General features: G+C 66.2%; 9 protein-coding genes. 5 read left to right on the plus strand and 4 right to left on the minus strand.

Annotated elements, in window-relative coordinates:
* The first annotated feature begins 43 nt into the window (after positions 1-43).
* Together ACIRG5_RS31295 and ACIRG5_RS31300 are read left to right on the plus strand one after the other, a co-directional pair.
* On the plus strand, positions 44-847 hold the full coding sequence (locus ACIRG5_RS31295) for an SAM-dependent methyltransferase (protein WP_402911245.1): 804 nt from the start codon (positions 44-46) through the stop codon (positions 845-847).
* A gap of 17 nt (positions 848-864) precedes the next feature.
* Positions 865-1,311 (plus strand): very short patch repair endonuclease, encoded by a 447-nt coding sequence (locus ACIRG5_RS31300; protein ID WP_402911248.1) that lies wholly within the window; start codon positions 865-867, stop codon positions 1,309-1,311.
* On the opposite strand, the gene drmB is transcribed toward ACIRG5_RS31300, so the two are convergent.
* The 4 genes from drmB to ACIRG5_RS31320 are packed head-to-tail and all read right to left on the minus strand — an operon-like array spanning position 1,298 to position 13,032.
* Positions 1,298-3,121, minus strand: coding sequence for a DrmB family protein (drmB, locus tag ACIRG5_RS31305; protein WP_402911250.1), 1,824 nt, complete (start codon positions 3,119-3,121; stop codon positions 1,298-1,300). The genes ACIRG5_RS31300 and drmB overlap by 14 nt on opposite strands.
* Before the next feature lie 10 nt (positions 3,122-3,131).
* Entirely contained in the window at positions 3,132-6,344 is a 3,213-nt protein-coding gene (locus ACIRG5_RS31310) for a helicase-related protein (protein ID WP_402911253.1), read from the minus strand.
* Positions 6,341-8,263, minus strand: coding sequence for a UvrD-helicase domain-containing protein (locus tag ACIRG5_RS31315; protein WP_402911255.1), 1,923 nt, complete (start codon positions 8,261-8,263; stop codon positions 6,341-6,343). Before ACIRG5_RS31315 ends, ACIRG5_RS31310 begins: the two co-directional genes overlap by 4 nt.
* Positions 8,264-8,265: 2 nt before the next feature.
* Positions 8,266-13,032, minus strand: a complete 4,767-nt coding sequence (locus tag ACIRG5_RS31320) for a DEAD/DEAH box helicase (protein WP_402911258.1) — start codon at positions 13,030-13,032, stop codon at positions 8,266-8,268.
* Between the two features lie 397 nt (positions 13,033-13,429).
* Between ACIRG5_RS31320 and ACIRG5_RS31325 the strand changes: the two genes are divergently transcribed.
* The 3 genes from ACIRG5_RS31325 to ACIRG5_RS31335 are packed head-to-tail and all read left to right on the plus strand — an operon-like array spanning position 13,430 to position 17,378.
* Entirely contained in the window at positions 13,430-15,526 is a 2,097-nt protein-coding gene (locus ACIRG5_RS31325; RefSeq protein ID WP_402911261.1) for a helix-turn-helix domain-containing protein, read from the plus strand.
* Complete coding sequence (locus ACIRG5_RS31330) at positions 15,523-16,503, plus strand: hypothetical protein (protein WP_402911264.1); 981 nt, start codon at positions 15,523-15,525, stop codon at positions 16,501-16,503. Before ACIRG5_RS31325 ends, ACIRG5_RS31330 begins: the two co-directional genes overlap by 4 nt.
* Entirely contained in the window at positions 16,500-17,378 is an 879-nt protein-coding gene (locus tag ACIRG5_RS31335; protein WP_402911267.1) for a DUF6339 family protein, read from the plus strand. Before ACIRG5_RS31330 ends, ACIRG5_RS31335 begins: the two co-directional genes overlap by 4 nt.
* Positions 17,379-17,381: the final 3 nt, after the last annotated feature.

Consider the following 17,381-nt stretch of genomic DNA (forward strand, 5'->3'; position numbering starts at 1 on the left):
CGGGCCGCCACACGCGTGCGCGCATTCGAGTAAGTTCTTCGGCATGGCCGAGCCTTTCTCCTGGGTGCCCGCGGGAATCAACACGGACGTGCCCAGCGCGGCACGGGTCTACGACTTCCTGCTGGGAGGTGGCCACAACTTCGCGTCGGACCGCGCGGTCGGCGACAAGGTGCTGCAGATCCTGCGCGACGGCCGTGCCATCGCCGCGTCGAACCGCTCGTTCATGCGCCGTGCCGTCCTGCTGATGATGGAGCAGGGCATCACGCAGTTCCTCGACCTCGGCTCAGGCATCCCCACGGTCGGCAACGTCCACGAGATCGTGCAACAGGCAAACCCGGACGCACGGGTCGTGTACGTGGACTACGACGAGGTGGCGGTCTCGCACAGCCAGCTCATCCTGGAGGGCAACGACAAGGCGGGCGTCGTGCAGGCCGACATGTGCCGCCCCGACGACGTCCTCGCCGACCCGGTCGTGAAGAGCCTGATCGACTTCTCCCGGCCCGTCGGCCTGCTCATGGTCGCCGTGCTGCACTTCGTCTCGGACGAGAAGGGCCCGGCCGAGGTCGTCGCCCGCTACCGCGACGCGATGCCGCCCGGCAGCCTGGTCGCCCTGTCGCACCTCACGGCCGACTTCAAGCCGCAGGAGATGGGCGCCGTCGTCGAGGCCATGAAGCACAGCCGCGACCCGATGTACTTCCGTTCGCACGACCAGTTCGAGCCGATGTTCGCCGGCATGGAGATCCTCCAGCCGGGCGTCGTCTCGGCGCCTCAGTGGCACCCGGAACTCGGCCCGGCCGGAGAAGGCGGCCCTGCGGACGTCTACGTGGGCATCGCCCGCAAACCCTAGCCGCCTCGTCCGGAACAATGTCCGACGTGAAGCCCCTCGACACCGCGCCGGGCGTTCGAGCTCGGATGAGCAAGCAGAAGTCCCGGGACACGCAGATCGAAGTCGACCTGCGCAAGGCGCTGTTCGCTGCCGGTCTGCGCTACCGGGTGCACCACAGGCCGGTGAAGGGAGTTCGACGAGAAGCCGACATCGTCTTCACCTCGGCAAAGGTCGCTGTGTTCGTCGATGGCTGCTTCTGGCACGGCTGTCCCGAACACGCCACCTGGCCGAAGAACAACGCCGAGTTCTGGCGAACGAAGATCGAAACCAACCGCCGGCGCGACGTCGACACGGACAAGAAGCTTGCCGACGTCGGCTGGCTGGTCGTGCGGGTGTGGGAACACGAGACGTCCGAGGCCGCGGCCACCCGCGTGCAGGAGGTCGTGCTGAGCAGACGGGCAGGCCGACCGGTCAGAGGGACATGAAGAACCCGGGAACCTGCTCCGAAGGCGTGCCGACGAGAAGCACGCGGTCCATGAAGCTGTTGTTCCACTCGCAACTGGTCTCGGGCAACAGTACGCACGCATGACAGGCAGCCATGTTCACACTGTCCACACCGCTCGCCTCTGACTCCATGCACAGCGGGTCGTTGGAGCACCACGACGCCCGACTGAGCGCCGACTCCATCGTCGCCGCCAATTTTTCAGGGTCGCCTTGGGCAACGATTCCACCGAGACTTCCTGCGGAATCGCTGGTCGCCGTGTAGATCAGGATGCCCGCCATCCGATCGCCCGCGTAGAGCCGCTCACGCAGCGCTGACGCCGGATAGCCACCGTCGAGGCTCCATTCGTTGATCAGAACGTGCGCCAACGTGTGCAGCAGCACGAAGCACGGCGACACCGGCGAAATTGCCGCACGACCATCTCCGGCCCCCGGCTTCTCCTGAAGCACGGCGAGGTGGTTGCGTCGCATCCGTTCGACCCGTTCGACAACCCCCTTCTCCGCCTCCCACTTCCGCAAGCGATCTTCGTCCAGCCGGAGGAAGACACCCTCGCCGTTGACCTCGACCGCTGGCAACCAGTCGATCTCCGGAGACAGGTGGAGCTCTGCAAGTCGTTGATCGGGTTCTGCCTCAAGAGGAGGAACACCGCGCGTGAATCCTTCCAGCGCACGAACCTCCCTCAACCTCTTGACGAGCATCGATCCATCCAGACCGAACTCGCGAAGCTGATCGAGGTCGCCCTCTGGCCTTTCGCACACGAACGGCTGTCGGTCGGCCGCATGGCGTTCGGGGTTTCCACGGCACAGTCGGTCGTACTCTTCCTTTCGAAGTGCCGCGTGCGCTTCGAGCGGGCCCGGAATCGGCGCGTCGTTCGCCTCCTGGATCATGCGCAGCTGCGCGAGCACGTCATCGACCGTCGCGTCCTCCCGCCGCAGGAGGTGGGGCCGTTGCTGGAAGTGCCATCGAACGGTTTCCGGCGGCGCGCCGAACAACCGTTCCCGTTCGATCAACGCGTTCAGCCCCTCCCCCCAGGGCGGGATCGACAGCGCACTGCGCATGACCGGATTCCACGCAGACGAAGATCCTCGTTGCATCGCACGAGGATTGCGTCGACAGTCCTGCGGCTCCGCACCCCGCAACCACGGCCGCTTGCCGTTGCATCGAATGCGGAGGTCGATGAGAGCCTTCACCCGGAAGGCACCCTCCATCGACACCTCCGGGACACCGCACGAGCAGCTGACGACCACTGACTTCAGCGAAGCCGAGCCACCGTCCATGCGCAGGCGCAGCTCGCCGTTGCAAGTGCCCGACGACTGCCCCCGGTGCACCCACTTCCAGTAGGGGAAGTCCTCGATGTGTCCGTCGTCGCAGACAAGCACGAATCGGGACGGCACGAGGTCCTCCACACATTCCGGACAGAGCGCTCGCTGCCCCTGCCGGATGCCGAAGTCACGAAAACGCTGCAGCAGGCCGCACCGGGAACACGAGTAGAACTCCGGGAACCGGCGGATGCGAACACCGTCAACGCCTCGATCCGGATCCGGTGCCGGTGGCAACCGGAACGAGGTGACGCCGAGCACTCGCGCGAGCCTGCGTTCGAAGATCTCCGGTGCTTCGTCGACGTTCCAGGAGTCCAGGCCCGCGACGATAAACGACTCGTTCTCGATCGCGATCATCGCGCCGACCCCGTAGGTCGTGACGAGCTGCGAACGGCGAACCGCACCCATCTTGCGTACGTTGGCACGCGGGCGGAAACCCGTGCTCGGGCGTTGAGACGAGCGAGAAGATGGCATGTGCGCAGCCCTACCGGTTCTCTAGGAAAAGCGATGATTCTGCATCGACGTCGCGCAGGCTCCACAGGGTGTCCTGCCCCGGGACCGAGTCGTCAGTGCTGTCGAAGCCCTTCAGCAAGGCGGCCTGCCTGCGGCCGCGGCTCGCCTCGTACACCAGGCCGGGGTTGTCCTGAGCCTCCATCTGCCACCACTCGACAAAGTCGTCGAAGTGCTCGGCGACGACGTCAAGCTCGTCCGGGTCCACCGACCTGACGCGATCAAGAATCGCCTCGCGCACCGTCGAGTTGATCTGGGGGAGGAAGTCTTCGACGTCAGCCGCAGCTGCGTTGGGAGCCGCCTGGGGAATGGTGAGACGGGTCAACGCGACGATAATCGCGTGCAGTCCCCTGTCGCGAGCTCGCGCGGAGAACGGCGTGACGCTCGTCGACTCGACCTCGCGGTACAGCGCCGAGTGGAAGCCGGCGAAGTTCTCGTAGTGCGAGCGGTCCCTCGACCGTGCCGAGTTCAGCATGACTGTCACCAGGCCGGGGTGGCGACGTCCTACCCGGCTGGTGGCCTGGATGTACTCAGCGGTGGTCTGCGGCTGCCCCATCACGGCCATGAGACCGAGTCGGTCGATGTCGACGCCTACCGAGATCATGTTCGTCGCGAGCAACACGTCGAGCGTCTTCGGGTCCGGCAGTGCGATCTTGAGATGCTTCAGGTGGGTCGGGATGGCGCTGGAGTCCGCCCGGCTGCTCAGCTCGATGAGTTCCGGAATCGACCGGGTGCCGGTGCCGTCACGTTTTGCCAACAGGTCGAGACGGTCCTTCACGTCGTCAAGCACCTGGAGTTCTGCCGCCGACAGGAGTCGCAGGCTGTTGAAGTATCCCACCAACGTCCAGTACGGGTCCTGAACCGACGGGTCGACCTGCGCGCGGGCAACGGCGTGTAACAGCGCTGCGTATGTCCTGACCAACAACGTCGCCTGGCTGGTGGCCGGGGTGAGCAAACCGACGTACCTCCTGGACGCCTTGGAGTCTCGTGGTGTCTCGACGGAGAACCAGGAGTCCCGCGCGTCCAGGCCTGCCGGCGGGAACTGCGCCAGGTCCCGATCGAAAAGGGCACCGATCTGATCGGAAGCACGCCGGATCGTCGCGGTCGAAGCCACGACTTTGGGACGGCCGGCGAGATGATCCACCGCCGTCTCGTACAAACCGGTGAGCGTCCCGAGTGGACCGGAGATCAGGTGAAGTTCGTCCTGGACGATCAACTCGGGCGGCCGGACGTCGGAGCCGAAATCCCCGTTGAACAACGCGGTGGTTTCCGGACGCCACGGCATCGCGGCGAACTTGTCGACCGTGCTGATGATCAAGGTTGGATGGGCGTCGTACACGGACTCATCCACGAGATGAACGGGCAAGCCCTCCTGGCCGCTGAAGTCACAGGTTCGGTCCGGGCAACGGATGAACATCCGCCGCAGGTCCTGGCGCACCTCGTAGTCGTTCGCGGTCAGCTTCTCGCCGCACCACGGGCAGGCGTGCAACTGAACGGGGTTCTCGCGCTGCAAAGGCTTGTCCGGGTTGGCCCGCACCTCGTCCAGCTTCAGCCGTGCCCTGTCGAGTTTGTTCGGGGTGGCGGACATCCCCACCCACATCCCGATCGAAACCGGAGTCTTGCCGAGATCCTTCTCGTGTTCGCTTCGCACTGTGTCCATCGAGCAGATCAGCGCGGCACCGCGTTCGAACTGCTGCAGTGTCAGCAGACGCAACGTGTACCGCATCAGCACCGTCACTCCTGCACCGTTCTCACCATCCCTGAGCCTGCGGTGGAACACGCCGAAGGCGACCAGTCCGAGGTACGCCTCGGTCTTGCCACCGCCGGTCGGGAACCACAGCAGGTCGGCGATCCCGCGGTCGTCGTGGCTCGGATCGACGATGCCTTCCAGACACAGCAGCACGAACGCGATCTGGAAAGGCCGCCAGCGACCTGCCTCCGGATCGGGCGTGCCCACGCGACCGTCCTCGATCCACTCTGCCCTACCGCGCTGACGGGACATCGCCAGGTTCGCGTACTGAAACGCCTTGAACGGCAACGGGTTGTCCGTGTCCGCCAAGATCTCGACACCGCGACGCATGCGCGCGAGCGCCCGGCAGCACAGCTCGACCTGTTCCTGGGCGACGTCGGAATGCTCGGTTCCCCTCAACGCCCGCGCATCGATCGTGCGCGCCTCGATCCAGCTCTCATATCCGCCGAGCAGGGTGGTCAACGCGCCGATCACGTCGGCCCGCGCTCCGGTGCCGAGGCCGTGCATGCCGAGCGCGGCGTCGTCGATCTCGGGATTCGAGTCCGTCAGCAGGACCTCGTGGCTCGGCACGAACTCCGTCTTGACCTCCGCCACAGCGGGGTGCCGATCCACCTCGACCCGGATCCGCGGAGCGGTCCACTCCCAGGCGGCCGAGCAGCCGTGCCCGGTGGCGAAGTAGGGGGCGTGCCGGTACAGCAGTCTGCTCAGCGCGTGCTCCGAGTCCACCGCACCCAGCGGCGCCTTTCTCGCGACGAACGGGCTGGCGCCCGCAGGACCTGTCACGGTGAGCACTGGCTGGAAGAAGCAGTACGCGTCCTGGAGGTCGTAAAGACCTGTGCTGTGAGTGTTGACCAACGTGACCGTGATCGTGGTGGTGCCGTCATCATCCTTTCTGCGCACCAACGTCCGCAGTTGGAGCCCGGTCCGGAGATCATGCTCGGTCGTGCCGGGTTCGGCGACGTTCACCGGCACCGGTTCGCATTCGATCGGAACCCGCCGCCAACGTTCCCGTTGCTGAGCCGTGCTGCGGGCCTCCGTGCGACGCGGCTCCACAGACTCGCCTTCCTCGTTCTCCGGAAGGTAGATGCCTGCTCGGACATGAACCTCCACGGTGGCCGCGATCTCGGGGTCGACTCCGAAGGTGAGCCCCAGCGAGGACGGCTTGCGCCGATTCGCCAAGGCCACACCGATCTCGGATGTTCCCTGTTCGGCGTCATCTCCGCGAATGATGTCGGCCGCGGCGTCGACGCCCTGTTCGACGGGCGCGTCATCGTGCTGTGTCTGTGGAAAGAGCACCCCGATCGGATACGCGGTCACCGGCGCATCGGCTGTGAGGACTTCCTCTTGCCCGCCCTGCGGACCGAGAAGATCTTCACGGAGGGCGCCCCGGAGATCGGTCCGCAGCTCGTAGTGCGCGGTGTGGCGGGATCGACTCACGAGTGATCATGTCCTTCCGGGACCTGTTCGGCATGGGTCCAGTCGAAGCGGCCGAGGCCGAAGAGGCGAGGGGCGACCCAGACGCCGCGGTCACCGAGACCGCTGCGTTCGGTGAGGGCAGGCAGGCCGACCACGGTTTCCACGCAGTCGATGCGCAAACCCGTGACGAGGCAAGGCCACCTGCTCACCCTGAAGGTGGGCGACTGCTTGAGAAGGCGCCAAAGATCGCTGCGAAGCACCTGCGAGGCTTCGCCGATGAGCATGCCGTTGTGGAAGACCCCGTAGGGCGGCGTCTCCTCGTTGCCCATCGGCAGGTCGTGCAGTCTCCGCAGCACTACCTCGTCACCCGGACGGACGGCGTCGCGCAGGTACTCCTGCACCGCGACCGGATCAGTGACGAGCGAGGCTGAACCGGCAGGTGCCTGATGACACACGTCTTGATCGAGGCTTTCGATGCCGCTGCGGACGAAGTCCCGGTAGCCGCCGACGAACCAGCGTTCGACAGGCTTCCACAACTTCCGTCCCTTGCGCAGGCGCCTCGTGTCAGGGACCGGAAGCCGGTACATGTCCTCGCGCGCCCGCGTCATGGCGACGTACAGAAGTCGCGCCTCATCGGCCGGATCCACTTCACGCACTCGCATCGAGTCTTCCGCCAGCCCAGCGACCAGCACGCGATCGAACTCCAAGCCCTTGGCGCGGTGCACGGTGGATACGACGATCTTGGCTCGGTCGCGGGAGGTGAGCTCGTCCGGCAGCCTGCCCGCCGAGACGGCACGGCGAAGGGCAGCGAGGTCGAGCCGGTCACGTGGGGCTCCCGCGACCCCGCGCAACGACTCCCACACCTCTGTTTCGGCCGGCCCACCCGGCCTGAAGACGTCAAGGCCCAGTGCTTCGAACGCTGCCCGGTCGAGAACGCCAGAACCGGTCGAGTTCACCAGATCCGCGATCCAAACGGGTGCCGCCGCGACAGCCCGCGACGCTTGCTGGATACCGTGCACGATCCCGTGACGCCCCAACTGATCAGAGAGTGACAACACCTCCGCGTTGTCGCGCGCGAGGATCGCCACCTTCCCGTCGAACACGCGCAAGGACTGGCGCACGAACTCGCTGTCCAACCCGTCCGACGAAGAGACCTCGGTCAGCAACGTGGTGCGCAACTCGCTGAGCAACGGCGTGGCATCGATCGCGGGGTTCTCCGTCAGTTCGCCCAGGCGCGGCCCGTACTTCAATGCCACTCGGGCTTCATCCGTGGAAGCGCGAAAGTTTCCGATCAGTTTCCGCTCGGCGAGGTCATCGCCGTACGTGGCGCGCAACCACTCGAAGAACCTGCCGACCTCTTCCGCTCGTTGCGCGGGTTCGGCCACCTGGAAGCCGTAGATCGACTGCGCGGGATCGCCGACAACGGTGAAACCAATGTTGGACAACCTGTCGAGCAGCGACTCGACCATGTCCCGCCGGATACCGATCAGGTCCTGCACCTCGTCGATGACGACGTGCCGCGGCATCACCCTCCCCATGTCCTCAAAAGTCACCTCGGCTTCCTCGATCGCGTCGGCCGCCGCCCCGATCCGATCGTCAAACCTCATTCGCGCCAACTGGTCCTGCTGACAACCCAGGTCGACCAGCAGGGCAGAGGCCCAACTGTCGAAGGTCTGCACTCGCACACGACGCCCAGTGGTAACCGTCCGGGACAACATCGTGTGCAGTCTCCGCACGGCTGCACGGGAGAACGTGAGCACCACGATCTCGGCGGGCCTGAGACCCTCCTGCGTGATCAGGTGACCGATGCGCAGGCACAACGTCGTAGTCTTGCCCGCACCCGCCGGGGCGGTGACGAGCTGCCTGGTGTCCCAGGCAGCGATCACGACCCCAAGCTGGTGAGACGTGAGCTCGAACCCCACGTCCTCGGTGGTGGTCACCGCTATCCCTTCTGCCACAGGTACTCGAAGCTCCGGAACGCGAGCGAACCGTCGTAGTTGGTGATGTTGTCGCGCACGTCGAGGATGAGGCAGGTCTCCTTGCCTCCGTTGAGGTTTCCGCGCAGGCCGCGACCGATCATCTGCTGGTAGTCGTTGGGGCTGTAGACGGGACGTGCGATGACGACGGCCCTCGTCGCCGGTGCGTCGAACCCCTGCGTCAGCACGCCGTAATTCGTGAGCACGCGGAGTTCGCCCCTGCGGAACGACTCCACGCGCTGCCGACGCTCTTGAACGGGAGTCGCAGAGTCGATGGCGGCCGCACTGACACCGCGGTCGCACAACGTCGCCGCAAGGAACTTGGCGTGGCTCACCGAGGTCGCGAACACGAGGACCGGCCAGTCTTCGGGAAGCGCGGCGATCTCCTCGATGATCATCTTGTTGCGCGTCTCGTTCTCGGCGAGGCGCTGTTCGGCGCTGCGCGGGAGGAATCCCTTGACACCGTTCAGTTCCTGGCCGTCGAGCTCAATCTCGGCGCCCGCCAGCTCCCGGTGCTCAACTCGCGCGAGCACGCCGAGTTCCTGCAGCTCCAGAATCGGTTCTCCCACGAAGACGCCGTCGTCGAGCCGCCTGTTGCCGAACCGCTGAACGAGTCGACGCGTGAGTTCGGTGTTGTTGCGGAACGGTGTCGCCGTGAGGCCGACAAGATGCCGTGCCGTCTTGCGATGCGTCAGCCCGAGGTGTTCGAGGATCTCGGTGTACTCCGGTGAGATCGCCACGTGAGCCTCGTCGACGAAGACCCGTGCGGCGTCGCGCAGCCAGGCGTACTCGTCCGAGCCGAGCACCGACGACAACTTCGCGTCGGTCGCGACGACGAGCTGTGTGCGGCCGGTGACCGGCGTCGCCGAGTTGCCTGACCAGAGCCGGTCGATGACCAACGGCTCGGCCGGTCCGATTCGTTCCCACACGCCCTTCACGGTCTGCACAGCCTGCTCGCACAACTCAGCGGTCTGCGCGATCCACAAGACGGGCCCGTCGAACTGGCCGGACGCGGCGATGCACCGGATCGTCGCCTCCACGGCCACCCTGGTCTTGCCGGCGGCGGTGGGCAGGCTCAGCATGGCGCGTTGCGGCTCGGGATCTGTCAGCAGGCTCTGCAGTGATTCCGCGATCTTCTCCTGATATCCGTGCAGTGGAGGGAATTCGGTGGGACCGACCACCTCCTCGCGCGCGGGCGGCGACGGCACGCGCACGCCGGCGAAGATGTCCGGGAAGCCGAGCCCGGTGACGAATCGAAGCGCCGCAGCGCCGCCGTCGAAAGCAGCAGGCGCCGTGGCGAACCGCACATTGATGTCCTTGGCGTGCACACGCAACACACTTGTCGCGTGAGCATTGAGCGCCATGCGGGCGAGACGGAGGTCATCCGGCTCACGACCGGTGGCAGCGATCTCTCGCGTGACCAGACTCTCGGGCAGTCCCTGCCGGAGGTTCTCCGCGCCGATCAGCAGCGCGATCTTCCGGTCCATGTCGTCGGTACCACGAATCTCGCCCAGCCGCTGCTGGGCTTTGGTGTCCTTCAGTTGGTTCTGGTGAGCTTCCACGACCCAGCGGCACTCGGGAGCACCGAGACCCCACCCGAACTCGTCATCAGCCAGGACGAGCGCTTCTTCGAACGACACGTCCTCCGGCACCAGCACCGTCTCGTCCTGGCGGGCACTGCGAAGTCCGGCCGTGCGAGTGCCTTCAGGGGTACGGATCACTTCTTCGAGCTCGGAACAGCGCTGGAGCCACAAACCCTGGACCCTTCGCACTCCCAGCCGCTGCTTCAGCGAGGTGTACTCGTCACCGAGCAGCACGGCCGGTCCGCTCTGCACAGCGCGAACCTGCTTCACGATGACGTCGCCGACTGTTCGCAATCCCAACTCGCCCACCAGCACCTCGACCTGGCCGGCCTGATCGGTGTCGTCGACCAGGATCGTCGGATGCTTCTCCCGGATGAGCTCGTCGTACTCGGCGCGGGACGTGGCGATGGCGATCTCTCCTCGCGTACGCAGGTCCCAGCTGCTGCCGACACGGCACCGCAACACGTCCGCCTGTCCCAGCAGTTCCAGGGCGACCTGCGACAGCAGGGCATAGGAACGACCGACGAACTCGTCCTCGTCGCTCTTCTCGAGCCGCTCGAACAACTCCGTCCACCGCGCGGGATCGACCTCGTCGACCGACCTGGTCAGCCCGAGACGACGGGCCTTCTCCCCGCTGATCTCGGCCACCGGAAGCACTGACGCCAACGCACCCAACTCCGGCGCGACTGCGGCGGCCACCCGAACGACCCCCATCGACGTGGTCACGAAGCCGTGCTCGCGCAGCAACCACCGCACCGGCGATTCGACTCGCGTACGGGTCCGTACGTTGCCACCGATCTGCCGGGTCCAGTGCTCGGACAGTCCCTCCTCCGGCATCTTGGCGAGAAACGCGGCCTTGCCCTCGGGGGAGAGCTGGAGGAAGACATGCAGATGACGCACCGTCGGCTGACCCGTCAACCCGACCGTGTTGAGCTGCACCCTGCTGGCCGTGCTGTCCAGACCTGCGCAGTACTCGGCATGTCGCACGACGTGGTAGTCGTAGAACCAGTGCTCGCTCTTCGGCTGTGAACCCATCACCGGTACGTCGGTCATGTCCAGCTCGCGCAGCACGACGAGGTCGTCGCCGTGGAAGTCGAGGTCCACGACGTGGGCCGCGTCCCGCGAACCGTCCGCGGGCACCACCGGTCCCGGCAGGAAACAGTCTTCGAGCGGCCGAAGGGCACCGGACTTCGTCCGCACCCGGAGGCGAGCACCCGTTGCCGCCAACTTCTTCCGGATGACGTCGACCAGCTCAACGCCGCCCGCGCTGCGGAGGAGTTCCCAGAACCGCGTCCACGCGTCGGGGTCGTAGTCGCGGAAACCCTGATCGAGAACGCTCTGGAACCGGCCCTGGGCGTCGGCTTCCCGGATACCCAGACGATCCAGGGCGTCCGCCATGTCCGGGTCGTCGGAGATGGAGGTGTCGACGTAGACGAGGTCGTCGGTGAGGCCATCGTCATCGGTGCGGCGGAACACCTTGCCCGCTGTCGGCGCGACGAACTCTCCGCTCTCGGTCAACACGATTCGTGCCGCCCTCACCTCGGCGGCGACCATTTCGAGCGCGCGCTCGCCGAAGCTGATCTCGTCGAGATGAGCGGCCACCCGGATTGCGGCGGCGGACGCGGACGCGGTGCCGTCCTCGACGAGCGCTTCCAACCAGGCGTCGACGGACTCCTGCTCGACGTCGGTCGCGGCGAGAACGTGGTTGACCTTGCCTCGGCGCAGAGTGCTCGCTTCCGCGGACCGGTGCAGCCAGTTCTTCGGCCGCCCCCCGTACTCCGCCCACATGTCCAGGGCGGCGCGGTCCACCTTCTCCGGATGTACCCGGAGTTCCTCGGGAACCCTGAGCACACCGTCCTGGTCCGGCAACGAAGGCCGCTCCGCAGCGAGACGCCAGATCGCCTCGACCAGGTACTCGTCGGCCCAGTTCGGCGACTCCTTGGTGCGGCCGGGCAGCAGTTGCAGGTAGGCGGCTGGGTCTGCCGGCTCCACCAACTCGGGCAGCGAGGACACGATGAGGTCGGCGGCCTCGGTCAGCAGTTCCCTGTTGAGTGGGCTGCCGTCCAGGAGGTTCTGCCGATCCTCGTTCGTCTTCCACGCGGCGTTGAGCACCCCGCTCAGCGTCGTCGGGTACGTCGTCGGGAAGAACGACCAGAACCGTCCCCGCTCGTGGGGCACCGAAAGCACTCGATGCCCTTCGCTGTCCTTGAGGACGGTGTAGTCCGGCACCGCCCACGCGATCTCGATCTCCGAGCGCTGGTGCATCTCGCCCGCCCCCTGGCGCGAGGCTTCACTCACCTCGTGCAGTCGGGTGAACACCCGGTGCCGTTCGGAGCGTGCTTTCTCCCCGCCGCGGGCCTCGCGGATCGTGTGCATCACCCCGCGGTACTCCACGGTGATCTCGCGCCGCACGACCGGCAGCGACCGCCGGTCCTCGAACACCAGCACCCTCACCTGGTGGGAGAACAGCTGGAAGAGGCTCGGAAACTTCGTGATGTCGTCGCCGAGCCGGTCAGCGGCGCCCGCCAGCAGCGGAAGGCGCACGACGGTTGCCGCACCTGACGCGAGCAGTTCGTCCAGAACCGGGTCCTGTGCCCGTTCTGCGGCCTCGTCCAGTTCTCGGGCCATCCGCAGGACCGGCGTGTCTCCGACCGACTCGACCGGGCGCTCTCCCCGTAGCTCCCGGTCGGCGTTGATGGCCTCGGTGATCTGCTCAGCTGACCATTCGGCATCGAACCCGAACGACCCCGTCGTGCTGAAGAACTGCGGGGTCGCGGTGGCCGCCAGAACGGATTTGATGCCGACGCCGAACCGCCCGATCTCGCCGCCGCGCTTCTGCGACACCCCCATGCGCAGGATCGTCCGGGCGCCCTCCTCCGTGATGGGCTCGCCGTCGTTCGCGACGTACAGACAGTTCGCCACGAGCACCACCCGGATCGCGCCGCCCTCGTGCTCAGGCTTGCGCATCTCGTCGGCGCCGTTCTGCACCAGCTCGTAAAGCTGCCGATCGCCGTAGCCCCCCTGGTGGATCCGGCGTTCCGCGTTCGCGTCCTCTTCTATCAGGTCGGGGTTCACCACGTAGGTACGCAGCGCGCGTTCGCTCAGCCTCTTGATGAGGTCGAGCACCGCGCTTCTCGCACGTTTGATCACTACCGCGTCACTCCTTGTCGCACGGCCAGTCCCGAAGGTGAGCCGTTGTGTGCTTCGAAGGTCAGCTGTCCCGGCCGATGCCCGACCACCGCACCCCTGCACGGCTAAGTGTCATTCGGGTACGAAAAGTCGAGTCGACTCCACGTCGTGAGTCGAACCGAGAGCGTTACTCATTCAGTTGGACCGGATTGCTGACCGGTTCACCTCCGAAGCGAGGATGAAGCCCCGCGATGCGTGTCGGAATTCTGGGATGCCCTGGTCTCGAATAGACTTGATCGACCCTGGCAGGCTTAACCATAAGTTGACAGCGATGCCCGCGTCAACTTCGCCTGATAGAGTGGGTGCATCCGATCAGCAACCACTTCTTCTTCGGAACGGCGGAAGGCAACGACGGCAGATGAGCGTTGAGCAGGGCGAGGACTTCGGCCCCTGGCTCGGGCGGCAGCTCCGCCGGGCCACGAGGTCGCAGGCCGAACTGGCCAAGCACCTCGGCATCACCCGTGCGGCAGTGTCCGCGTGGATCGTCGGCAGGGCCGAACCGCGCGACGAGCACAAGCGGATGATCGCCGACTTCCTCGGCATCGAGCCGGAAGCGGTCAACAATCGAACGTCCGACATCTCGACCAACCTCCCCCTCACCTGGCATCACCGGCCGGCCCACGCCGACGGGGGACGCGAGTACGGAAACGCCGCAGCCTTCGCCTTCAACGCGGACCTGTCCGTGCTCGCCCGAGAGGCCACCCAGAACTCGCTCGACGAACGTCACGACCTGACCAAGCCGGTACAGGTCCACTACACACTGCACGAGGTCAGCGGACAGCACCTCGACAAGTTCCTCGACGCACTGCGGTGGAACGAGCTCCGCAAACACTACGACGCGGCCGCCGACAAGAAGCAGAAGGTTTCCAGGAGCCTGAAGGCAGCGCTGGAGGAACTCGACCGCACGCGAACCGTGCTGTTGCTGCGGGTCGACGACTACAACGCCGCCGGTCTCACCGGTCCCGAGTACAGCGACGGGCGCTTCGCCGCAGTGGTCCGCAGGCAGCTGGACAGCCACAAGGAGACGAGCAAGCGCGCAGGCGGTTCGTACGGTCTGGGCAAGGTCACGCTCTGGGCGACCAGCAAGTTCGGCCTGGTGCTGATGAACTCGACGCTCTCCGAGCCCCACGAGGGCCGCACCGAACGCCGGGTCATCGGCAGGCTCGACCTGCCGTGGCGGACGGTGGACGGCGAGGCGTACGCGGGCCCGGCCTGGTTCGGTGAACCCGACACCTCGCCGGAACATCCCAAGGTGTCGAGGTCTTGGTGGGCCGACGAGGACACCGTTCGCGACCTGCACCTGGAACGCCCCCACTCCGACGCCGGTACGTCGTTCCTGATCGTCGGCGCGCACGACGCCTCAGGCGACGCCGAGTCCTTGCAGGACATGCACGAGAAGCTCGTCCGTTCACTCGCCGACGGTTTCTGGGCAGCCATGGTCGGCGGGCAACGCGCCGGCGCATTGCTCGACGCGCGAGTGACGACGATGCGCAACGGCCAGGTGCTCGTGCCCGAGCAACGGGTCGACTCCTACAGCAGGCATCCCGCGCTCAGTCGCGCGCTGAAGGCCTACCTCGACAACGACACCGTCAGCGAGCGGACGTCCGGCGACCAGGTCGCCCAGTCCGACGTATCGCTTTTCGTGACGCCACTGCGGGACGGGGCACGCATCGAGGGCAAGGGCACCGAACATCGTGCTGTCCTGCTGCTGACGGGAACCGACGACGAGGACCGGAAGAACCGCGTCGTGTGCATGCGGGGCAACCGAATGACGATCATGGAGCGCCGGCCGCGCGACCTCCCGCTGGGCACCGATTCGTTCCAGGCGGTGCTGCTCGCGGGCCACGCGACCGAGAACGACGGTGAGGACGTTCAACTCGCCGAGGACTTCCTCCGCGCGTCCGAACCTCCCGAGCACAACAAGTGGGACCGCACCGAAGAGCTCACATCCCTGTACCGGCGCGGTGCGCTGAGTCGCATCGACGACTTCAAGGACGAGATCGACCGAGCGGTCCGCGAACTGGTGGGGCGCCGTGAAACCGTCACACGCGGTGGCCCGGCGGCACTTCAAGAACTGTTGCGGTTGAGCACCGGCGTGTCCACTGGAACAAGGCGCACGCAAGGCGTGCCGACTGTCCGCAGCATCAACGCCCGGCTCGACGACACCGGTGCCTGGCACGTCGACGTCGACGTGAAGCTGCCGGACGCGGAGGACTCCTGGTTGCTGACCCCGGTCGCCAAGTTCGACGTGAGATCAGGCGGCAGGCCCGCCATCGAGTGGAACCTGCTCACCGCCGCCGAGAACTGCCGGATCGAGAGCGGCAACCTGGTGATCCCGGCCGGCACGCGCTCGGCTTCGTTCGTCGGGGTCACCGATCCGGCCAGCCATCCGGTGCGAGGCAGGTTGTCCCGGCTGCTCGTCGACGTCCAGAAGGCACGGGGAGGTACCCGGTGAAGGCGGCGTTTCCGTACCCAACGCTGTTCGGTGACGTGATCCTCGAGGTGACCGCGGTAGCGGTGGACGGTTCGCCTCTGCCGTACTCGCACGTTTCCAAGGCCGAGCAAACCGTTGCCCTGCAGCAAACAGGTCGAGACAAGTGGGACGTGGCCACGCTGCACCTCCGGGCAACCCTGCCTGAGCAGGAACTGAGCGAGGGCCCGTGGACTGACCCGGTCTGTCTCGCGGTGCTCACCGAGAAGGCCACGAACGCCAGGACGAGCGCCCGTCTCAAGCGTGCGCAGGACGGTAGCTGGCAGGGCCGGATCGAACTGGTGCGCAACGCCCACCTCAACCGCGCGTCACTCGGTCTGACCGTGGCGGCCACGCTCGACGACCTGCCGGGTCGCATCATCGGTACCGCGGAACGGGACTGGTACGTCGACCTGAAGGTGACGACACCGGTCCGCCAGCGCGACATCGAGATCGTCGAGATCGACTTCCGCGAAGGCGAACTGGAATGGTTGCGCCCCTTCAAGGAGGCACCGTGGATCGTCGAGACCACCGGTGAGATTCCGACCGTGTACCTCAACACCAGCGCCGTCGAAGGTCTGGTCGAGGTCCTGCACGGCACCGGAGGCAGCGCCGAGGAGAAGCTGCTGCGCGAGATGGCGTCGAGTCAGGTCGCCCAGGACGCCTGGACGGCGATGTTCCACACGGCGATCAGCGATCTCGACGTGGACGAGGACGGCACGCCGCAGATGCCGGGTGGCTGGCGCGAGCCGGTCCTGCAGATGATGTTGCCGGACGTCCTTCCTGGACGGCAGCTCACTGACGCGCTGTTCGACATCAACGAGCGCCGCACCAAGGGTTTCGGTTGGTCCGAGCTGCAGACGAGTGTGCAGTACGCCGCCGGCAGACGTAGTCAGACGACGAAGAAGTTGACCGTGGCAACGCGGTCGGTGAACCGTGTCGAGAGGAGTGCCGGCCGGTGAGCAGTCCGGACACCGCGCAGGAGATCGGCCTTCTTCCCGATGCAGCCATCGCCAAGTTCCTCACGCGAGGAATGCAGACAGGCCAAGAGAATCCGCCGCTGGTCGCGCTGCGCAAGGCGGCAGCTGAGCCGGAACCGGAACCGCGGTGGTTCGTCGACCCGGTGCGCGACCTGCTCGACGAGGCGATGAGCCGGTTCGGCGACCGACCGTCCCGTGCGGACGCCTGGCTGGCCCCTCGCCTGCACGCGACGCTGCGCATGACGCGGGCCGAAGCGGCCGACAGTCGCCGGTGGAACTTCCTGGCGATGATCACGGCGCCGGACTACGTCGTGTGGCGGCACAAGGGCAGTGAGATCGTGCCCAGCGCCCGCTTCAGTGGTCCGCACTACACCCAGGCTTTCGCCAGGTTGTGGTGGGCCGCCGAACTGTTCCGCGACGGCCACGACTACCGACCGGTCGAGTTCGCCTGCCACTTCCAGGACGTTCTCAACACGACGATGCGGCTGGACATTATCGACCACCGCCCAACCGCGCAGACGATTCTCCGTCTGCTGGAAGAGCTACAGCACGCGAGCACGTCGAAGATCGGTGACCGGGTGAATGCCCTGTCGTCCGCCGTGAACGCCGCCGGAAGCACCTTGATGTACGACGTGTTCGCTCCGGACGACCAGATGGATCACGACGCCGTGCAGGACTGGGTGGCCGAGTCCGCGGGCATGCCTCCTGTGCCGTGGGACCGGCTTCCTGAAGGTCCGGACGACGGCAAGGTCAGCGAGCGCGCCATCGGCACGCTTCTGCCGCTGTTCACGCAGCTGCTCGAAGAGGCGCCACTTCGCAAGCGCGGCAAGCACTCCTCGGATGACGAGGAAGCCTGATCT

It is taken from the genome of Lentzea sp. NPDC102401 (genome assembly GCF_044765805.1).
In the GTDB taxonomy this organism is placed as follows: Bacteria; Actinomycetota; Actinomycetes; order Mycobacteriales; family Pseudonocardiaceae; genus Lentzea; species Lentzea sokolovensis.